Raw genomic sequence first — 16,787 nt, 5'->3', positions numbered from 1 at the left:
GATAGGGCAGCCTTTTTTGTTACTAGAGGTACAAGCTTATTCCATACCACCCAGGCGGGTGGCTGGTCTTGCCTGTGGCCAGGCTACCTTCTCCCCGTTGCGTGGGTTAACCGGCAGTACGCTACGCTCACGCGATACCAGTTCCGGCTCTTCACTGGCCATATAAGCCAGAATAGCAGTCAGGATCACGTTGCTGCGCACATCGTCGAACACGACCTTATCGTACGTGTCGCGGTTGGTGTGCCAGGTATAGTTGCCGTAAGACCAGCTCAGGGAGCTCAGCATGAAGGCTGGCACGTCTTTCGCCACAAAAGAAGCATGGTCAGAACCACCGCCACCCGGCATACCTGGGTAACTCGTCTGGATGTCTTTGGTGATGTCACGCGGCACGGCGCTCAGCCAGCGGCCCATGTAATCGTAAGCGTGCAGGAAGCCCTGGCCAGAGATGTTGGCTACGCGGCCGGTACCGTTGTCCTGGTTGAATACTGCCTGGGTTTTCTTCACGATCTCCGGGTGGTCTTCCACGAAAGCGCGCGAACCATTCAGGCCCTGCTCTTCACTGCCCCAGTGGCCTACCAGGATCGTTCTTTTCGGGTTCGGGTATACCTGCTTCAGAATGCGCATTACTTCCATCATCAGGATCGTACCGGTACCGTTGTCGGTTGCACCGGTGCCGCCATCCCAGGAGTCAAAGTGAGCCGACAGGATCACGTACTCATCCGGTTTCTCCGTTCCTTTAATTTCAGCAATGGTGTTGAAGGTAGGTACAGGCTTCTTGGCATGCTTTGACTCCGCTACAACTTTGATCTTCGGCTTGCCGCCGTTTTCCGCCAGGCGATACAGCATGCCGTAGTCTTCCAGCGCAATATCAACTGTAGGGATTTTCTTGGTATAGGCACTGAAAATTTTGTTCACACCAAAACCGCTTGACCAGTTTGACATCACGATACCGGCTGCGCCTGCCTTCTCAAGTGCAACTGGCAGCGTACGGGCCGTTTTGCCGGTTGCTGCCACGCGCTTGCGCCAGGCTTCGTTCTGCTCGTCGCGCTCTTTCTTCATTTTCTCAAACGATTCCGGCGTAGCGAACTCTTTCCAGTTATACTCCGGACGGCCGCTTGGCTGGTTCATGGAGATCATCACAAACTTGCCTTTAGCATTTGGCAACCATTTCTGGAAGGCGAGAGAGTCAGCAAATTCAGGCATGGTAATCACCTCAGCTGTAACCCCTTTTGAAGGTGTGGCAGGGCTCCAGGCCAGTTGCATGCCTTCCAGTGACTTGATGCGGGGGTGCACCATGTCGATGTGCGTAATGCCGCGTTCCCAGCCGCGCCACTCGCCATAATTTTTTACCTGAGCATCAATGCCCCAGCCTTTGTACTTGTTCACGGCCCAGTCGGCGGCCTGCTTCATCTGCGGTGTACCCACCAGACGAGGACCAACGCCGTCCATCAATTCATGCCCCAGCTTTTCGAGCTGTGAATTTTCAGTGGCCATTTTGATGATGTTCTGGATAACAGGGTCCTGCGATTTTTGCGACTGCTCCTGTTGCGGGCGTTGCGCGAAAGCCACATGGCCTACGCTGCCGGACAGCATGAGGGCCAGTGCCAGCATGTGAATAGGGTTTTTTCTCATGTTAAGGTATAGATTAGTTAGAATATGTTGCTGCGCTGAGTAAATCGTGTTTCAAAGTAAGCTTTTGAGCCGGATTCCAAGGTATAGCAGAAGCGAATCCGGCGAATTTGAAGTACAGACTCCGGGAAAGGCATTTGGTTTAAACGAGCCGGTATAATTTCCTGTCCCTGCCGAGAAAGGGTTCAACCCAGTTCAAAATCCGCTACTTCCACCACCGCGCCGGGACTGAGGTCACGCAGGTAGATCGAGCCGATGCGCACCCGCACCAGGCGCAGCGTTGGGAAACCGACGGCGGCCGTCATTTTGCGCACCTGCCGGTTTTTGCCTTCGGTGAGCGTGATGGAAACCCAGCTGGTAGGGCCATGGCGGTCGTCGCGTATCTTGCGGCTGCGCTCGGCAAAGCCCGGAGGCGTTTCGAGGCGGAAGGCGGTACAGGGGCGGGTGCCGTACTGTTCGCCATACAGCCCGATGGCTACGCCCTGCTGCAGCTCGCGGATGGCCTCGTCCGTGATCAGCCCGTCTACCTGGGCGTAGTATTCCTTTTCGATCTTTTTGCTGCGGACCTGCTCACTCATTTTGCCGTCGGTAGTCAAAAAGAGCAGCCCTTCGCTGGCCTCATCCAGCCGCCCGATGGCCATGGTGCCGACCGGAAAGTCGTGGAGCTCGCCCAGCATTTTTTTCTTTTTCTTGTCGCTCACAAACTGGCTGATGTAGCCATAGGGCTTGTGAAGGATAAAATGCCTGTGTTGCATAAAGGGGTATAAAGTAGGAGCAGGCCATCGCCTGCTTGTATTCATTTCCTGCCGGTGCAGGAACAGTACAAAATTAGGGAAATGAATGAGATTTAGGTATAGCCTGTGGCGGGAGCGCGGTTGGGAAACAGATATAGGACAAACAAAAGAAATCCGCCACCGGAGACAAGGTATGGAGGAAGCAGACGTTTTGTTTTGGACCGGAACGGGGCAGCCCGCCTGCCGGGTTCCGCGTATAGAAGAGAACTTCTGACAGAACATCCCACGCCCTGATCCGAACCGGCGCTGAAATTCTGCAGACAAAATCCGGCGGTTGGTAGAACAGCGCCGCCAGGACTTGATAACCTCAATTTATTTTGCTTCATTACAGAACATTGATTCTTAATAACTTTAAAACCAATGGCAATTTTTTGGACATTCCTTATAGCAGCTATACTTGGATATATTGTAGGCCATTACATTGTTCCGAACCGGCACCTGCGCAAAGCGCTCCAGGATGTCCGGGAGAAGTGCGTGGTGGCGTTGGAAGAAGGGAACAAAGGCGTCTACAAAACCATCGTAGCGGACAATGGCAAATCCTCCGAACTGGTTGTGGAGGTGCGGGAACTGGCCGTCACCAAAACCGGACAGGTGAAGGTGGAATACCTCAGTGCCTATTACAAGAACCCCGAATTCAGGACGAAGAAAGGGGAGGCGCTGCTGAAGGAAGTGCACGGCCTGCTGGGTGAATACCTGCCCCTCAACGAGGTGGAATGGTATGAGACCACGGAACGGCACGAAAACATAAAAAAGTACCTGAACTCATTAGACTTGATAAACCACAACCTATTTAGGTAATTCAGAAGATGGAAAACAAAAGCATAACGATTGCCGAAAACCAGGAACTCATTCAGCAGAAAGCACTGGCTCTTTCCAAATCGATCGACCCGGGCAACCCCGAGAGCCTCAGCAATTTTGGGGTGGAGACGCAGCGCAAGCTGGGCCACTACTCCAACGAGCTCCTGACCAAGGTGAAAGCGAAGGATTCCGGGGAAGCCGGCGAAGCCATCAACGAGCTGCTCAACCAGATCAACATGATCAAGATAGACGAAGGTGAAAAGCCTGGTTTCTTCTCGCGGTTGCCGTTCGTCAAAAAGTTCTCCGACAAGTCAAAGCAGCTGGCCAGCCAGTACAATTCGGTGTCTGCCAATGTGGATGACGTGGTGGTGAAGCTGGAGCGCACCCGGCAGAGTGTGATGAAAGATTCCACCAGCCTGGAGGTAATGTTCAACCAGGCCGTGGAGTACATTCACGAGATACGCTCGGTGATCGCTGCCGGCAAAATGAAAATCGAGGAGATCGAGCAAAACATCATTCCCAAGCTGCAGGACGAGGTCGAGTCCAGTGGGCAGGACGAACTGGCCGTGCAGCGCCTGAGCGATATGATCTCGTTCAAGGAGCGCCTTGAAAAGAAGGTATACGATTTCACGCTTTCCCATACCATAGCCACGCAGTCCATGCCGCAGATCCGCATGATCCAGACGACAAACGATGTGCTGGCGCAGAAGATCCAGAACTCCATTGTGACTGTGATACCGGTCTGGCGCCAGCAGGTAGCCATCGCCCTTGGCCTGGAGAAGCAGCGCAAGGCGTTGGAGATCCAGAAAAAAGTAACGGACACCACCAACGAGATGCTGCGCAAAAACTCGGAGCTGCTCAAGCGAAACGTGGTCATTGCGGCATCGGAAAACGAGCGCGGCATTGTGGATGTGGAAACACTGAAAAAAGTGAACAAGGATATGGTGGAGACACTGGATTCCGTTATCAAGATTGCAGAAGAAGGCAGTAAGAAGCGTGCCGAAGCCGTAAAAGAGCTGGCCCAGGTACAGGAGGAGCTCAACAGCAAGATCATCGGCACCTTCGGCAAATCGAAACAGATCGAGATTGAATAATGATAAATGGCGATAAAAAAGAAGATACGACGCAGCCCAGTATCCTGACGCAGGAGCAGGACGCTGTGCTGGACCTGTATATAACCCACATTGACGGGATATTTGAGGAGATGCAATTAGCTGAAAAGCTGCAGGTCGAAATTGAGACCATGCATCTCAAACGTATACTGTCTAAATGATGCGGTTCTTTCGTTCTTTTTTCGGATTGGAGCGTGATGCCACTACCCGGACGGTGATGGCCCATCCGGCTGGCGCCGATGCGCGGGCGGTGCAGTTCATCCGCGCTTCCAATGTCCGGCTCAATGCCCTCCATACCTTGTACGAGAGGTACAAAGGTACTCCGCATGCCGATAAAATACTGGCCGTTTTCGAGAAGACGAAGCACATACACAACTACCTGGTGACCCGAAAGCGGGTGCAGGAGCTGGAGCTGTTTCATGTGCGGAACACGGAGCACTTCCTGAGCACCTTCACCACGATCATCAACGTGCACCAGCGGCATACGACCGATAGCTTCATACCTGCCAAAAAAGAGCGCAAAACTGCAGGCCCCGAAGTCGCGAGGCCCCAGGTACAGGTTCCCCCCTTGCCGCCCCGGATGGAAAATCCCGGCAGGCAGTTCGAGACGAAGGTAGAGAGTGTGCTGAAGCGCATCGAATCCGAAACCATAAAAGGCATTTATACCGCCCAAAAAGTATCGGAAATGGTGAAGCGGGTGGCCAACCAGGCGCCGGTTGCACCACCTGACGTGCTCCGGGCCAATGTGCCGTCGCTGACCGTGCCGGTCATCGCCATCGATACCTACTCCAGGGTGTTTTATGCCATTGAGCTGGAGGGAGCGGGCACCGTTTCCCGGGAAATTACCTTCACCTCCTCCGATCAGGACAAAGATACGTTTCTGCAGCATGTCGCTTCCCGGGTGGGCATCGACAAGGCAGAGCTTTCCTTCATCGGCAATGCCATGCTGGCTATACCTGACAGCAAAGGACCGAGCCCGGCCCGGCACGTGCCTATTCTGCATTGGCGCGGCTTCCCTTACGCGATCAGCCTCATGGATTACCGCCTGTTCCCGGTCCGCATGCATCAAAAAAGCTTCTGAGCAATCAGAAGCTTTTTTGATGATGCACCCTGGCAGCGCAGCAGGTATGGCCACCGGTTTACTACCTGAAAAACAAGCCTATTTTGCCTGCCACACAGCTGCTTTTTCCCGGGCGCTTTCTTTGAAGTGTTTTTTCGGAAACCGGAAACAAAACTCGGTGCCCTGGCCCGGCTCGGATCTGACCTGCAGCTTGATGTTGTGAAACTTGGCTACCGTGTTTACGATCGCCAGTCCCAGTCCGTAGCTTTCACCGTCGGCGGCGTGGTTTCGCTTGAAGCGGTTGAATATCCTGGGTAGCTGTTCTGCTGCTATACCTGTACCGGTATCGGCCACGGTCAGCTCGTAGCCCTTGTCTGTTCTGGAACTGCTCACGGTGATACTGCCACCGGGTTTGTTATACTTGATCGCGTTGTTGACCACGTTGAAGAGCATGGTGAACAGCAGGGAATAGTTTGCCTGTCGCAGCACCAGGTCCTCCTGTACATGCATTGCCAATGTGATCTCCTTGGCTTCTGCCCGGTCACTTATTTCTTCTCTTACATCCTCCAGGAGCAGCTGCAGGTCAACTTTTTCATTTTTCAGGTACTGCTCGTTTTCAATGCGCGAGATCAGCAGCAAAGCCTGGATGATACTTTTGAGACGGTGCAGCGTCTTCTGGCTTTCCACCAGCTTCACGAGGACCTCGTCGGGCACGGCAGGGTCAGCAATCAGGTTCTCGAGGCGGTTCTGCAAGATGGAGACCGGGGTCAGGAGCTCGTGCGATACGTTGCCGATAAATTCTTTCTCCTTCCGGAAGGCATCCTGTATCTGGCCCATCATGCCGTTGATGGCATCGTTGAGGTATACGAAGTCGCTGGTAGTGGAGGCAAGGCTGTCGGGTTTGAATGACTCCGGGTGCCCGATGCGCTGCAGGCGTTTGAGGATCAGCTGCAGGGGCCGGAGCAGCACCTTGGCAAAGGCCAGATCCAGAAAAACGGTCATCAGCACGACGGCTACCAGGAAGTAGAGCGCATAATGCTGCAGGGTGCTGCTCGTCTCATGGATGGTATCGAGGCTGCGGCCTATCTCCAGCAGGTAGGTTTCTTCGTGTAACTCGAAGGCAAGGCTCAGCACCCGGTACTCAATCATTTCACCTTCTACCTGCCGGAAGCTGTTCTCGATCCTGTTGTTGATCTGGGACGGATCGATCGGCTCCATCGAGATGAACTCTTCCTTGAGCAGGTTGTAACTCCCGTAGGCTGCATCATCTCCAGCAGAAATAAAGGTGTCTATACCCTGCTCCTGAATGATATCGAATACCTGCTCTTTTTTGTCGAGCAGCCGCTGGTCCGTATTGAGGAGCGCCACCCGCTGAATGAGGGGAGGTAGCAGTACGATGAGCAGCAGCAGGATGATGACCTTGGAGGCTGCACTGAACAGCGCGAGTTTGGATTGAAGCCGCATACTAGGCCATTAACCTGTAACCCACACCCCGAACCGTTTCCAGCCAGTCGCTGGGAATATACTCCGCCAGCTTTTTGCGCAGGTTCTTGATGTGTACGTCGATGTAATTGGAGTCATAGTTGTCTTCCAGGATGTTGCCCCAGATGTGCTCGGTCAGCTGCAGCCGGGTCAGGATTCTCTTCCGGTGCAGCAGCATGTAATGGAGCAGGTCGAATTCCTTTTTGGTGAGGGCGATCTCCTGATCCTGGTAACTGACGCGCCTGGCTACGCTGTCCAGCTCCAGGCCATGAAACTGAAAGACCGAAGACTTTACCTTGAATTTGCGGCGCAGAATGGCCTGCATCCGCGCCTGCAATTCCAGCAAAGAAAATGGCTTGGGAAGATAATCGTCGGCGCCTAATCCAAGCCCTTCTATGCGGTCTTCGAGGGCACCGCGGGCCGTCAGGACAATGATGGCCGGTTCGTGTTCCAGCTCCTTCGTCTCGCGCAGCAGGTCCAGGCCGTCGTAGTCGGGCAGGCCCAGGTCCAGCAGGATAAAATCATAGAGGTTAACGGCGATCTTTTCGGAGGCTTCGCGGCCGGTGGAAGCCCAGTCACAGCGGTAATGCTCCTGGGTTAGGAAGTGTTGCAGCTCTGTTGCCAGGCTTACTTCATCTTCAACGATCAGTACATGCATGGGTATATTTGCGTTGTGGTCTAAAACGTATATTTAACACTGAAATTGTAGAAGGACTGGGCCTCCGACTCATCGCCTTCCAGCTTGTTGACCGGTATAGAATAGCGCCAGGAAGGCTCAAACTCAAACTTCCCCAGGTATACCACCAGCGGAATTTTCAGGTCATAGTTCAGTACCCGGAACCTGCTCACGGTCGTTGTCGTCGTGGTGCTGGTCGGGCTGCCGCTGCCGCCACTGCCGGGAGAGGTGGTGTTTCCTCCTCCGGGCTTGAGCGGGTCCAGTATACCTCCTATAGGACTAGAGCCAGAACCAGAACTACCGCCTGTCTGGTTTTTCTGGGCCGTCATGATCGTATGTGTCTCCGAGAACTTCTGTGTACCGGCTGTTATACTTACTTTCGGGTCCAGCCCTACCGGCATCACACCTTTCCACAAAGGATTCAGGCGAATGTACCGCGAGTTCTCCAGCACCGTGAACACATCATTGCCGGTCCCGATCAGGTAACTGGTCGTGAGGGCCGTATAAAGTATCTTCCAGTCGTAGGCGGTGCGGGCAGACAAGGCATCGGAGGTGGCAGACTTTACCAAGGGATTGTTTTTGCTGAAGAAGAAATGGGAGTAGCTCAGGTCCACTTCCAGCCGCTTCCGGATCTTGAAGCTATACCCCAGCGATACGTCTGTCTCATCTATAAAGTCGTCGGTATCGAACAGCTGGTACGAGGCAACCGACGCCCATAGCCCGGTGCGGTGGACATAGGTAACGGAAGGCGCTACATAGGGGTAGCGGCGCGCTGTATTACGGCCGAAAAAAGATGAGTTATTGGACGCTTCCAAGCCCAGCACCCACCAGCCTTTCTTCACTGTGTCCGGAGCCGCTGTAGTTGCGGCAGGCTCCTCTACAGGTATAGCAGGGCTGGCACTGGAGATAGCCGGTATGAGCAGCGCCAGTCCAATCAAGGTCCAGATTGTCTTCATCTGTTTTTATGTTATAATTCAGGCAGCCTCCACCGGGAAGGCGGAAGCTGCTGAATGTATGTAAGGTGAGAGGTAATTAATTTTTGCCTACTTTGATGTTTGTGCCCACACCCACGGCACCACCTACCTGCACAGGGCGTGGGTTCGTAGCTGGTCGCACGGCTTTGCCTGCTGCTTTCACGCTGCCACTAACACCGGCAGCACCGCCTACCTGGGCGCCACCTGTCGTTGGTCTTACTACGCCGGCCGCGCGGCTAGCACCACCTGTTACTTTTGCTCCGCCTTCCGCTTTCACTCTGGCAGGCTTCGACTTGCGCTTGGTTGTAGCTACTTCTTTTACTTCCTGGCCCCGGCCTTGCACAGAGGTCTGTGTGCCTTGTGCTACTTCCGCTACGGTCTGGCCGTGTGTTTCGGCATTTTTAACCTGTCCGTTTACAGTAGCCTGTACCTGGCTGCCGGCTTCTACGGCTGCTTGGTTGCCTTTGTTTTTTGCGCCCGTTACGTCAGCGTTTACAGAAGCCTGCGTGCTCTGCGCTGCCTTTACGCCGGCTTTGCCAGATTTTTCTGCGCTTTTACCCTGCGCTTTTACCTCTGTTTCTGATTGCTGTGCTACCTCAACTGCAACCTGCTCGGTGCCTTCTTTGGCTTCCTTGCCTTTTGCTGTCACAGCTGTCACATTACTCTGCGCCACATCCGCTACCGCCTGGCCGCGGTTACCGGCTTCTTCGCCTTCTGTTACAACAGTGGTCTGTACCGACTGCGCTACTTCAGCTACTGTCTGGCCGTGATTTTCTTTTGGTGCTTTGTCTTCGCGTGGCTGTTCCGGCGTAGGCTCCGCTTTTGCTGTTTTTTCTTTTTTGCCGGCTTTGGCAGATGCAGCACCTTTCAGGGCAGCGCGTCCTTCCGCCTTGCCTTTTGAAGGCGAAGCCTCTGTAGTCGATGCAGCGTCAAGCGATGTAGTGGAAGCAGCTTTGATGCTCTTATTACCGGCTTCTGCCGATACATTAGCAGAGGTAGATGCTTTGGTGTTTACTGAAGTTGAGTTTGTCTGGGCGAACGCTGTTACTGTGCTAAGCAGAGCGGCAGCAAAAAAAGTGATTTTCTTCATTGTTGTGTAAGGGTTATTTTAGTTTATGATCCAAAACTATAGAGTCAAGATGAAGACAAAATGAAGAAGAATATTTTTTAAAGTTTTTTTCAGAAAAAAATAAAAATATTTTTTAGCTGCCGTGAATAAGACAGCAGCTTCCCGCCAGGACAATCAAATTGATGCCCCGGTGAGAAGCTGCAAGATCTTAAACTTGATCTATATCGTCAAAAAGAAGCGCTTAGGAACTGCAGGAGAGCATCGAGCAACCGGCTTTCTGGCTGGCCCATTCGGGCCGGGTCTGGAAGAACTCGTCAAACTTGTCGGAATAAGGTGCTTTGATGGCTTCCTGTAATTTCAGGAACAAAGTATTTTCCCCTTTTTCCAGTTCTTCGATGGCTTGGTGCAGCAGGTAGTTCCGGAGCACGAAGCGCGGACTGGTTTCACGCATACGCTGCTGCGAGTCCTGCCGCTTGATGGTATTCGTGTTGATCCGCTTCAGGTAGTTCGTAACGAAGGTATATAGCAACTGGCCTTCCTCTGGCTTGAGGTCATTGTAAAGTGCTTTCCTGAAATGCTCTGCTACTTCCTGTTCGCTTTCCAGGTATAGCGGCAGGTCGATGAGTAACTGGAAGAAGATCGTCATATCCGGCTTGATGGTGGATAGCGTGCTTTCCAGTTGTTTGATGAGTTCGATATCTTCCACCCTGAGGTCATCGAGCCCCAGTTTTTGACCCATCATGGTATAGTACTTCGCCCAGTAAAGCTCCTGGTAACTCTCCAATGCGGCCAGCAGCTGGTCTTTTTCTACCAAAGGCAAAAGGGCACCAGCCAGGCAGCCGAGATTCCAGTAGCCGATAGAAGGCTGTTTTCCGAAAGCATACCTTCTGCCCGGCAGGTCGGTAGTGTTCGGTGTGAAATTAGGGTCGTAATCATCCACGAAAGAGTAGGGGCCATAATCAATCGTTAGACCCAGTATAGACATGTTGTCGGTGTTCATCACCCCGTGCACAAACCCCACGCGCATCCACTCCACCATCAGGCTGGCCGTACGTTCCACCACCTCTTTGTACCAGTTGATCACTTTGTCTTCACCTGTGAGATGCGGGTAGTAGCGGGCAATGGTCCAGTCCACGAGCTCGCGGAGGTTATCAACTTCTTTCCGGGCATTGAGGAGCTCATAATTGCCGAAGCGCAGGAAGCTGGGCGCCACCCGCATCACAATCGCCCCGGGCTCATAGGCGGCATTGCCGTTGTAGAACATATCGCGCAGCACCGGATCACCGGTTGCCACCAGGCTCAGGGCCCTCGTAGTCGGTACGCCCAGGTAGTGCATGGCTTCGCTCATGAGGTACTCGCGCACCGAAGAGCGCAGCACCGCCCTGCCGTCCGCGCGGCGGGAGTAGGGGGTAGGGCCGGCACCTTTCAGCTGCAGCTCCCAGCTTTTGCCGTCAGGCGCTTCCCATTCGCCCAGCGTAATGGCCCGGCCATCGCCCAGCTGCCCTGCCCATTGACCGAACTGGTGGCCCGCGTAGCAGGCAGCGTACGGGTACATGGTATCGGTTACGCGGTTACCGCCCAGAATGTCGATCTCCTGCTGGTCCGTTGGCTTCTCTATACCCAGTTCATGGGCCAGTTCCTCTGACCAGGCCAGTAGCGTCGGCTTTTCGACCGGCGTAGGTATAGCTTTGCTGTAGAGCACGCCCGGGGTCTGGCGTGGCTGCAGGCTTCCGCTTTCGTCACCGTCGAAGGTGCTTACAAATTCTTTTTTATATTCTTTTGAGCTCAGGCTCTCCATAGGTATCAGGTTAAGGTATAGCGAATTCCGGTAAGCGGGCTTTCTCTTGCAGATTTTACCGCTGTCGTCATTTAACAAGAATTATGCAAGAATAGTTAAATTTAAGCGGAGTATCTCCAGTCAGCTGCGTAAGCTATCATACTATAGTAACCGGATATTTTCCAAAAGTGTATAATTACTCCTGATTCAATCATTCTTTATGTCTATACTCATCATAAACCAGGGCAGATACCTCGGTCACTGGGTCACAGCCCTTACGGAAAGAAGGCCGGGGCTGGATGTGCGCGTGTACCCCGATGCCGGCTCGCCCGACGAAATTGAATTTGCGCTTGCCTGGAATCACCCGCTGGGCGCTTTCAAGGAATTCCCAAATCTGAAATGCATCGCCTCCACAGGCGCCGGGGTAGACCACATACTCCGGGATCCGGAGCTGCCCGCCCAGGTACAGGTCACCCGGATTGTCGACGACAACCTGACCCAAGACATGGCCACGTTTGTGGTTGCGCAGGTGCTGAACCACATGCGCGACCTGCATGGGTATAAGGCCGCCCAAAACACTTCTTCCTGGAAACAGAAGCGCTACCTGCGCACGCAAGATGTAACGATCGGGGTGATGGGCATGGGCGTTTTGGGCAGCCACACGGCTCTGCAGCTGAGCCAGCTGGGCTTTAAGGTACTGGGCTGGTCCCGGTCAGCGAAGCTACTGGAAGGTATAGGCGCTTATGCCGGGCCGGAGGAACTGGATGCTTTCCTGTCCTCGTCCAATATCCTGATCTGCCTGCTCCCCCTGACAAAGGAAACGGCGAATATCCTGAATAAGCAGACTTTTGAGAAACTGCCGCAGGATGCGTTTGTGATCAACGTAGCCAGAGGCGAGCACCTGGTGGAAGAGGACCTGATCGAAATGCTCGACAAGGGGCATCTGTCCGGAGCCAGCCTGGACGTGTTCCGGACGGAACCGCTGCCGGAGGAACATCCGTTCTGGTCGCATCCGAAGATCAATGTTACCCCGCATATTGCCAGTGTCACAGATCCTGCCTCGGCCGTTTCTCAGGTTCTGGAAAATTACGACCGGCTCCGCAATGGCGAGGATCTTCTCAACCTAGTTTCACGAACCAAAGGATACTGATATATGAACCCATTTCATTATGCATTCAAAGTGAAGGACATTGCTTCTACACGCCAGTTCTACGTTGATATTTTAGGGTGTACAGAAGGCAGAAGCACTGAAAACTGGATCGACTTTGACCTGTTTGGCAACCAGCTTTCGGCCCACGTCAGTACCCATATCCCCGAGCTGGATTACTGTGGCAAAGTAGATGGCGTGAGTGTACCGATCCCGCATTTTGGGTGTATACTGGCGTACGACGAGTTTAACCAGATACAGGAGAGGCTCGTGCAGCACGGCGTAACGTTTGTGGTACAGCCGCATACCCGCTACGTAGGGCAGGTAGGCGAGCAGCGTACCATGTTCATACTCGACCTGAGCAACAACCCGATCGAGTTCAAAGCCTTCAAAAATCCGGAAGAAGTATTTGCTTCCTGAACCTTGTGAAGCTGGCTCGTTAAGGAATCTGGTAGTTGAATCCTTTTCCTGAAACCAGGTATAGCAAGTTGTAAAAACAAAAGCCGCTTAGCTGAAACTAAGCGGCTTTTGTTTTTATTAGCCAGATCAGCTTCGGCTAGAATACCGTCAGCTTTTTGATAACCGTGCCCCGGTCGGTTTTGAAGTGGAGCGCGTAGATACCGGCTCTGGCCAGCGGCAGGTTCACTTCCAGTGATTCAGGACGTGGGTTGGCCACTACAGTGGTGTGCACCCGTTTACCGACGGCATTGTATACTTCCACGGTCTGCACCTCGAAGTCGGCGTGCAGCAGGTGGATGGTAAAGCGGCCCGAATTCGGGTTAGGGTATACCGTGATAGCCTCATCAGGCGAGAGCTCCTCCACCACAAAGTACGTTGTACTGAGGGCGATGCCGCCAAAGCCCGTGATCTTCACCTTGCCGGTCGTTGCCCCTCTGGGCACCCGCACGCTATACCTGCCGGGAGATGCCTCCAGCACATATGCATTCTCCCCGTTGAAGCTGATCTCATCTTGTAGGCCGAGGGTCAGGAAATGGGCGCCGGTGATCTCTACTTCGGTCCCTACGCTTCCTATGGCCGGTGACATCGCTGTGAAGACAGGACCCGGGATCACCTCAAAGAAAGTTGTGCTGCTCGCCTTGCCGCCTGGCGTCTCTACTGTTACAGGACCTGAGGCTGCATGCTCTGGAACCTGTACCGTCAGCTGGCCTGGTGTGGCTGCTGCTACCTGCGCCTGCACCTGGCCAAAAAGTACTTTGTTGCGATCGGCAGTTGGTGCAAAGTTCTCGCCATCTATACGCAGAGTGGCGCCCACAATGTCGGTTGGCTTGCTCAGGCTGTTGATGACCGGCGGATACCAGACGGTATAGGCTGTCGCACTCAGGGTCTCGCCTCCTTTGGTCACAATCTCAAACTGCCCCGTTACTGCCTGGTCCGGTACCTTGAGCACAAGCGTGTTGCCATTGTTGCTGACGATCTCACAGGCCAGCTTGCCCAATGTTATACGCTGGATCAGGTCTGGATTCAGATGCGCTCCTTGCAGGGTTACAGTAGCATCCACTATACCTTCTACCGGGCTGAAGCTACTCAGGACAGGTGGCTGGTAGACCTGGAAACTTTCTGCCGTGCTGGCCGCGCCGTCGGGGGTAATCACTTTGAGCGTACCTGTCGCTGCGCCTGCTGGCACGAGCACCTTCAGTTCTGTTGCGGAAGCGCTTAGCACCCGGGCTAATTTGCCATTGAAGTATACCTTGTTGCCGGCCGCTGTGGTTGAAAAACGCTTGCCACGCAGGGTCACTTCTGTGCCATACTTACCGGCAGCAGGGGCGAAGGCGGCTATACCTGGCGTGGCGATAATATCTTCCAGGTTCATGCGCACGGATTCTTTGATTACCGGCGGCATGTTGTAAATGCGATTGGTGGTCACGTTGGTACGTACCGGGGAGTTATAGTCAAAGAAGATGTCGGCAAAGTTCTCCACGGCTGTTTTTTCCGGCAGGTCTGCCTTGGGTTTGATGCTGAACTGGATGTAGCCGTGGCTGCCGGGTTCATTAGCCGTGCTGTCGGGCAGCATGATGTTATCGAAGGTCCAGGTAAGCACCGGTCTTCCTTTGCCACTTACCTCCAGGCGGTGGGTATGGGAGGCGGTGCCCAGTTGCAGCGTGCTCAGGTCCAGGTGCTCGGAGAGTGTGTCGACCACCACTACGCGGTAGGCCACGTCGGTGCCGGTGTTCTGGAAGCGAATCTTATACTTGAGTGCTGTATTGGTCGGGGTATAGCGCTCCTTCGTGCGTCCGGCAGGCGTGACCAGCTTGTCGTTCGGGTCAAAGGAGTCGATGATGGGCAGGCATTCTTCTGCTACTTCGGCTTCTTCCTCGTCAGCAGGCATGAGGTTGACAATGCCGGTGCTGAAACCGGTTTGGGTGGCAGAGGTGCGGCAGGCCTCGACCGTCACGCTGGCCAGTTGGTTGTCGCCGTTTCCCTCGGGTTGGTCGGCCTCCAGGCGCACGGTCATGCCGCTGGTCGGTACCCACAACACCAGGCTGTCGCCGGAGGCGAGCCGGAACTGCTCGATGGAGGAGAGGTCGCCATCGATGTACTTGCGGAAGAGCTTGGGATCAGTCATATCGGCCTGGCCGGTATTTTTGATGACAAAGCGCACCATGCCCAGGTCGTAGTTGCATTGGCCCGTGATGCTAATGGTGGGAGTAGGTTTGGAAGGGGCGTTGTTGGAAGGCGTGATCCAGGCGCGGGTACAAACAGTACGGCCGCGCACGCTCTCATCGCCGCAGGTGACCTTGTCTTGAAGCGTGATGGTGCCGGACTGGTTGGCTCCAACGGTGCCTATCGTGAACTCGTAAGTTCCGTCAGCCAAACGGGTATAGGGTTTGTCAGCAGACAGTAGTTCTACCTCGGAAGGTAACTGCAGGTATAGCTTGGCGTTTTCGGCAGGTGCGAAGCCAGTGTTGGCATAGCGCACTTTGGTCACGCTCTCGAAGCAGCGGCGACGGCGGTCGGAGGAGACGCTGACGGATAGGGAAGGGGAAAGGGTGAGATTAACACCGAAATTATAGCCTGTAGCAATGTTACCATAATTTTCGAAGCGAATCTCATTCGAATTGTTTTCTGATGTACAGGTCTGAGTTATTAATTTGCCTTTTTGCTCTTCGAAAACGGGCTCCAAGGTATAGCTCCCTTTACCTACTTGTATTCTATAATTGCCGTTTGGGTCGGTCATACCATAATATGGACCTGGTTCAGCTTTGATAATGATATCATCCATAGATGCTTCTCCTATAGTTGGTAAGCAATCTGAGTTGGTATCTTGGTAAATATTTCCTTCTATGAAATTATACTCTCTAGGATGTTTAGCTGAGTATATGGTTACAACATCCTTATTTTTATGAGCAGCAGCAATCAAACTACCATCTTTGCTGATTGCAACACTTGGTGTTTCTCCAGGTAATTTAGCAAGTAGCTTACCAGCCATATCATACAGTTCTACCCTGAATAAAGATTTGTACCCAAAATTGTCGTATCCGGCGGCTACGACTAAATTTCCAAAAGCATCCGACGAAATTCGGGCACGTCTTGTCCAGTCCTCTTCTTGAGGATTGAAGGAGCCAAACTGTTGAATAAACTTGCCTGACGCTGAAAAACGTTGTATTCGACGGCCATTCATATCCAGTACATAAATGTTGCCTGCAGCGTCCACCGTTAAATCTAGGGGTCTCCATAACTGTCCAGGACCTTTACCAATTGTGCCAATTGTCGAAATAAGTTTGCCCTGCTTGTCGTACTTGTTCAATGTATGCGCATTGTAGTTTGAAACATACATATTTCCGGCATAATCTATGGCAAGTCCAAAGTAGGTATAGAAGATATTGTTGGAGTGGGAAAATCCGTCTATGGGAAAGACATTTATAAGTTTTCCTCTTGGGTCATATTGCCTTACGATACATTCTTTGTTACCAGCTTCCAATATATAGAAATGCTCCTGCTCATCTACAGCAATGGCAAGAGGGTTTACGACATTTTTTTCTTTGCCGGCAAATTCCAGTGTTTTTTCTCCAGAAGGACTCCACTTGCTAACCTTAAAAGTAAAATTGTCTAATATATATAAGTTGTTGTTTTTGTCATACACAACCTCCTGAGGCCGTTGTATATTGCCATACTGCTCCACAAGCTGGTGATTGACATCATACTTGAAAATATGGCTGCCAAAGTCGAAATAATTGCCTAGGTATAAGTTGTTCTTGCTATCAAAACGGACAAAGCCCCGACCATGTGAATAGATTGAATATGTTTGGG

The 16,787-nt window shown here is 53.0% G+C and carries 14 protein-coding genes and 1 pseudogene; 6 read left to right on the top strand and 9 right to left on the bottom strand.

Translation table 11 applies throughout. The annotated features are described in order from the left end of the window. Positions 1–36: 36 nt before the first annotated feature. Both OB13_RS17935 and OB13_RS17930 read right to left on the bottom strand, forming a co-directional pair. Positions 37–1,632, bottom strand: a complete 1,596-nt coding sequence (locus OB13_RS17935) for a M20/M25/M40 family metallo-hydrolase (protein ID WP_461491558.1) — start codon at positions 1,630–1,632, stop codon at positions 37–39. Positions 1,633–1,814: 182 nt separating this feature from the next. Continuing rightward, positions 1,815–2,384 (bottom strand): pseudouridine synthase, encoded by a 570-nt coding sequence (locus OB13_RS17930; protein ID WP_461491557.1) that lies wholly within the window; start codon positions 2,382–2,384, stop codon positions 1,815–1,817. 399 nt (positions 2,385–2,783) lie between these two features. Here OB13_RS17930 and OB13_RS17925 point away from each other — a divergent pair, with 399 nt between their 5' ends. From OB13_RS17925 to OB13_RS17910, 4 genes are read left to right on the top strand one after another with little or no spacing between them, the layout of a single operon-like run. Further along, positions 2,784–3,221, top strand: a complete 438-nt coding sequence (locus tag OB13_RS17925; protein ID WP_461491556.1) for a hypothetical protein — start codon at positions 2,784–2,786, stop codon at positions 3,219–3,221. Positions 3,222–3,229: 8 nt separating this feature from the next. Beyond that, entirely contained in the window at positions 3,230–4,315 is a 1,086-nt protein-coding gene (locus tag OB13_RS17920) for a toxic anion resistance protein (protein WP_461491555.1), read from the top strand. Then, complete coding sequence (locus tag OB13_RS17915) at positions 4,315–4,494, top strand: hypothetical protein (protein ID WP_461491554.1); 180 nt, start codon at positions 4,315–4,317, stop codon at positions 4,492–4,494. The genes OB13_RS17920 and OB13_RS17915 overlap by 1 nt, the downstream gene beginning before the upstream one ends. Beyond that, the gene (locus tag OB13_RS17910; protein WP_461491553.1) at positions 4,491–5,414 is read left to right on the top strand and encodes a hypothetical protein; all 924 of its coding nucleotides are present in this window, start codon (positions 4,491–4,493) and stop codon (positions 5,412–5,414) included. The genes OB13_RS17915 and OB13_RS17910 overlap by 4 nt, the downstream gene beginning before the upstream one ends. Before the next feature lie 78 nt (positions 5,415–5,492). Here OB13_RS17910 and OB13_RS17905 read toward each other — a convergent pair whose 3' ends face one another. From OB13_RS17905 to OB13_RS17885, 5 genes are all read right to left on the bottom strand, one after another. Further along, complete coding sequence (locus OB13_RS17905) at positions 5,493–6,857, bottom strand: sensor histidine kinase (protein ID WP_461491552.1); 1,365 nt, start codon at positions 6,855–6,857, stop codon at positions 5,493–5,495. A 1-nt stretch (position 6,858) separates the two neighbouring features. Continuing rightward, the gene (locus OB13_RS17900; protein ID WP_461491551.1) at positions 6,859–7,533 is read right to left on the bottom strand and encodes a response regulator transcription factor; all 675 of its coding nucleotides are present in this window, start codon (positions 7,531–7,533) and stop codon (positions 6,859–6,861) included. Positions 7,534–7,553: 20 nt separating this feature from the next. Next, complete coding sequence (locus OB13_RS17895) at positions 7,554–8,507, bottom strand: hypothetical protein (protein ID WP_461491550.1); 954 nt, start codon at positions 8,505–8,507, stop codon at positions 7,554–7,556. Positions 8,508–8,583: 76 nt separating this feature from the next. After that, positions 8,584–9,615 (bottom strand): hypothetical protein, encoded by a 1,032-nt coding sequence (locus OB13_RS17890; RefSeq protein WP_461491549.1) that lies wholly within the window; start codon positions 9,613–9,615, stop codon positions 8,584–8,586. Positions 9,616–9,835: 220 nt separating this feature from the next. After that, complete coding sequence (locus OB13_RS17885; RefSeq protein WP_461491548.1) at positions 9,836–11,392, bottom strand: protein adenylyltransferase SelO; 1,557 nt, start codon at positions 11,390–11,392, stop codon at positions 9,836–9,838. A gap of 199 nt (positions 11,393–11,591) precedes the next feature. Here OB13_RS17885 and OB13_RS17880 point away from each other — a divergent pair, with 199 nt between their 5' ends. After that, the gene (locus OB13_RS17880) at positions 11,592–12,521 is read left to right on the top strand and encodes a 2-hydroxyacid dehydrogenase (protein WP_461491547.1); all 930 of its coding nucleotides are present in this window, start codon (positions 11,592–11,594) and stop codon (positions 12,519–12,521) included. 3 nt (positions 12,522–12,524) lie between these two features. Then, positions 12,525–12,938 (top strand): VOC family protein, encoded by a 414-nt coding sequence (locus tag OB13_RS17875; protein ID WP_461491546.1) that lies wholly within the window; start codon positions 12,525–12,527, stop codon positions 12,936–12,938. Between the two features lie 136 nt (positions 12,939–13,074). On the opposite strand, the gene OB13_RS17870 is transcribed toward OB13_RS17875, so the two are convergent. Further along, positions 13,075–15,759 carry a DUF7619 domain-containing protein gene (locus OB13_RS17870; protein ID WP_461491559.1) on the bottom strand — a complete coding sequence of 895 codons (2,685 nt, stop codon included), beginning with the start codon at positions 15,757–15,759 and terminating at the stop codon, positions 13,075–13,077. A 357-nt stretch (positions 15,760–16,116) separates the two neighbouring features. Beyond that, a pseudogene (locus OB13_RS17865) lies at positions 16,117–16,314 on the bottom strand (6-bladed beta-propeller); the annotation flags it as partial. Between the last annotated feature and the right edge of the window lie 473 nt (positions 16,315–16,787).

The organism is Pontibacter sp. HJ8 (assembly GCF_054824225.1).
The sequence above is the reverse complement of the archived record's forward strand: the minus strand, read 5'-3'. Positions and strand labels throughout refer to the sequence as shown.

What these genes read in the sequence shown, in the direction of transcription:
- OB13_RS17935 (WP_461491558.1), bottom strand. Translation starts at nt 1,632, where the DNA reads ATGAGAAAAAACCCTATTCACATGCTGGCACTGGCCCTCATGCTGTCC.
- OB13_RS17930 (WP_461491557.1), bottom strand. Translation starts at nt 2,384, where the DNA reads ATGCAACACAGGCATTTTATCCTTCACAAGCCCTATGGCTACATCAGC.
- OB13_RS17925 (WP_461491556.1), top strand. Translation starts at nt 2,784, where the DNA reads ATGGCAATTTTTTGGACATTCCTTATAGCAGCTATACTTGGATATATT.
- OB13_RS17920 (WP_461491555.1), top strand. Translation starts at nt 3,230, where the DNA reads ATGGAAAACAAAAGCATAACGATTGCCGAAAACCAGGAACTCATTCAG.
- OB13_RS17915 (WP_461491554.1), top strand. Translation starts at nt 4,315, where the DNA reads ATGATAAATGGCGATAAAAAAGAAGATACGACGCAGCCCAGTATCCTG.
- OB13_RS17910 (WP_461491553.1), top strand. Translation starts at nt 4,491, where the DNA reads ATGATGCGGTTCTTTCGTTCTTTTTTCGGATTGGAGCGTGATGCCACT.
- OB13_RS17905 (WP_461491552.1), bottom strand. Translation starts at nt 6,857, where the DNA reads ATGCGGCTTCAATCCAAACTCGCGCTGTTCAGTGCAGCCTCCAAGGTC.
- OB13_RS17900 (WP_461491551.1), bottom strand. Translation starts at nt 7,533, where the DNA reads ATGCATGTACTGATCGTTGAAGATGAAGTAAGCCTGGCAACAGAGCTG.
- OB13_RS17895 (WP_461491550.1), bottom strand. Translation starts at nt 8,507, where the DNA reads ATGAAGACAATCTGGACCTTGATTGGACTGGCGCTGCTCATACCGGCT.
- OB13_RS17890 (WP_461491549.1), bottom strand. Translation starts at nt 9,615, where the DNA reads ATGAAGAAAATCACTTTTTTTGCTGCCGCTCTGCTTAGCACAGTAACA.
- OB13_RS17885 (WP_461491548.1), bottom strand. Translation starts at nt 11,392, where the DNA reads ATGGAGAGCCTGAGCTCAAAAGAATATAAAAAAGAATTTGTAAGCACC.
- OB13_RS17880 (WP_461491547.1), top strand. Translation starts at nt 11,592, where the DNA reads ATGTCTATACTCATCATAAACCAGGGCAGATACCTCGGTCACTGGGTC.
- OB13_RS17875 (WP_461491546.1), top strand. Translation starts at nt 12,525, where the DNA reads ATGAACCCATTTCATTATGCATTCAAAGTGAAGGACATTGCTTCTACA.
- OB13_RS17870 (WP_461491559.1), bottom strand. Translation starts at nt 15,759, where the DNA reads ATGGATGATATCATTATCAAAGCTGAACCAGGTCCATATTATGGTATG.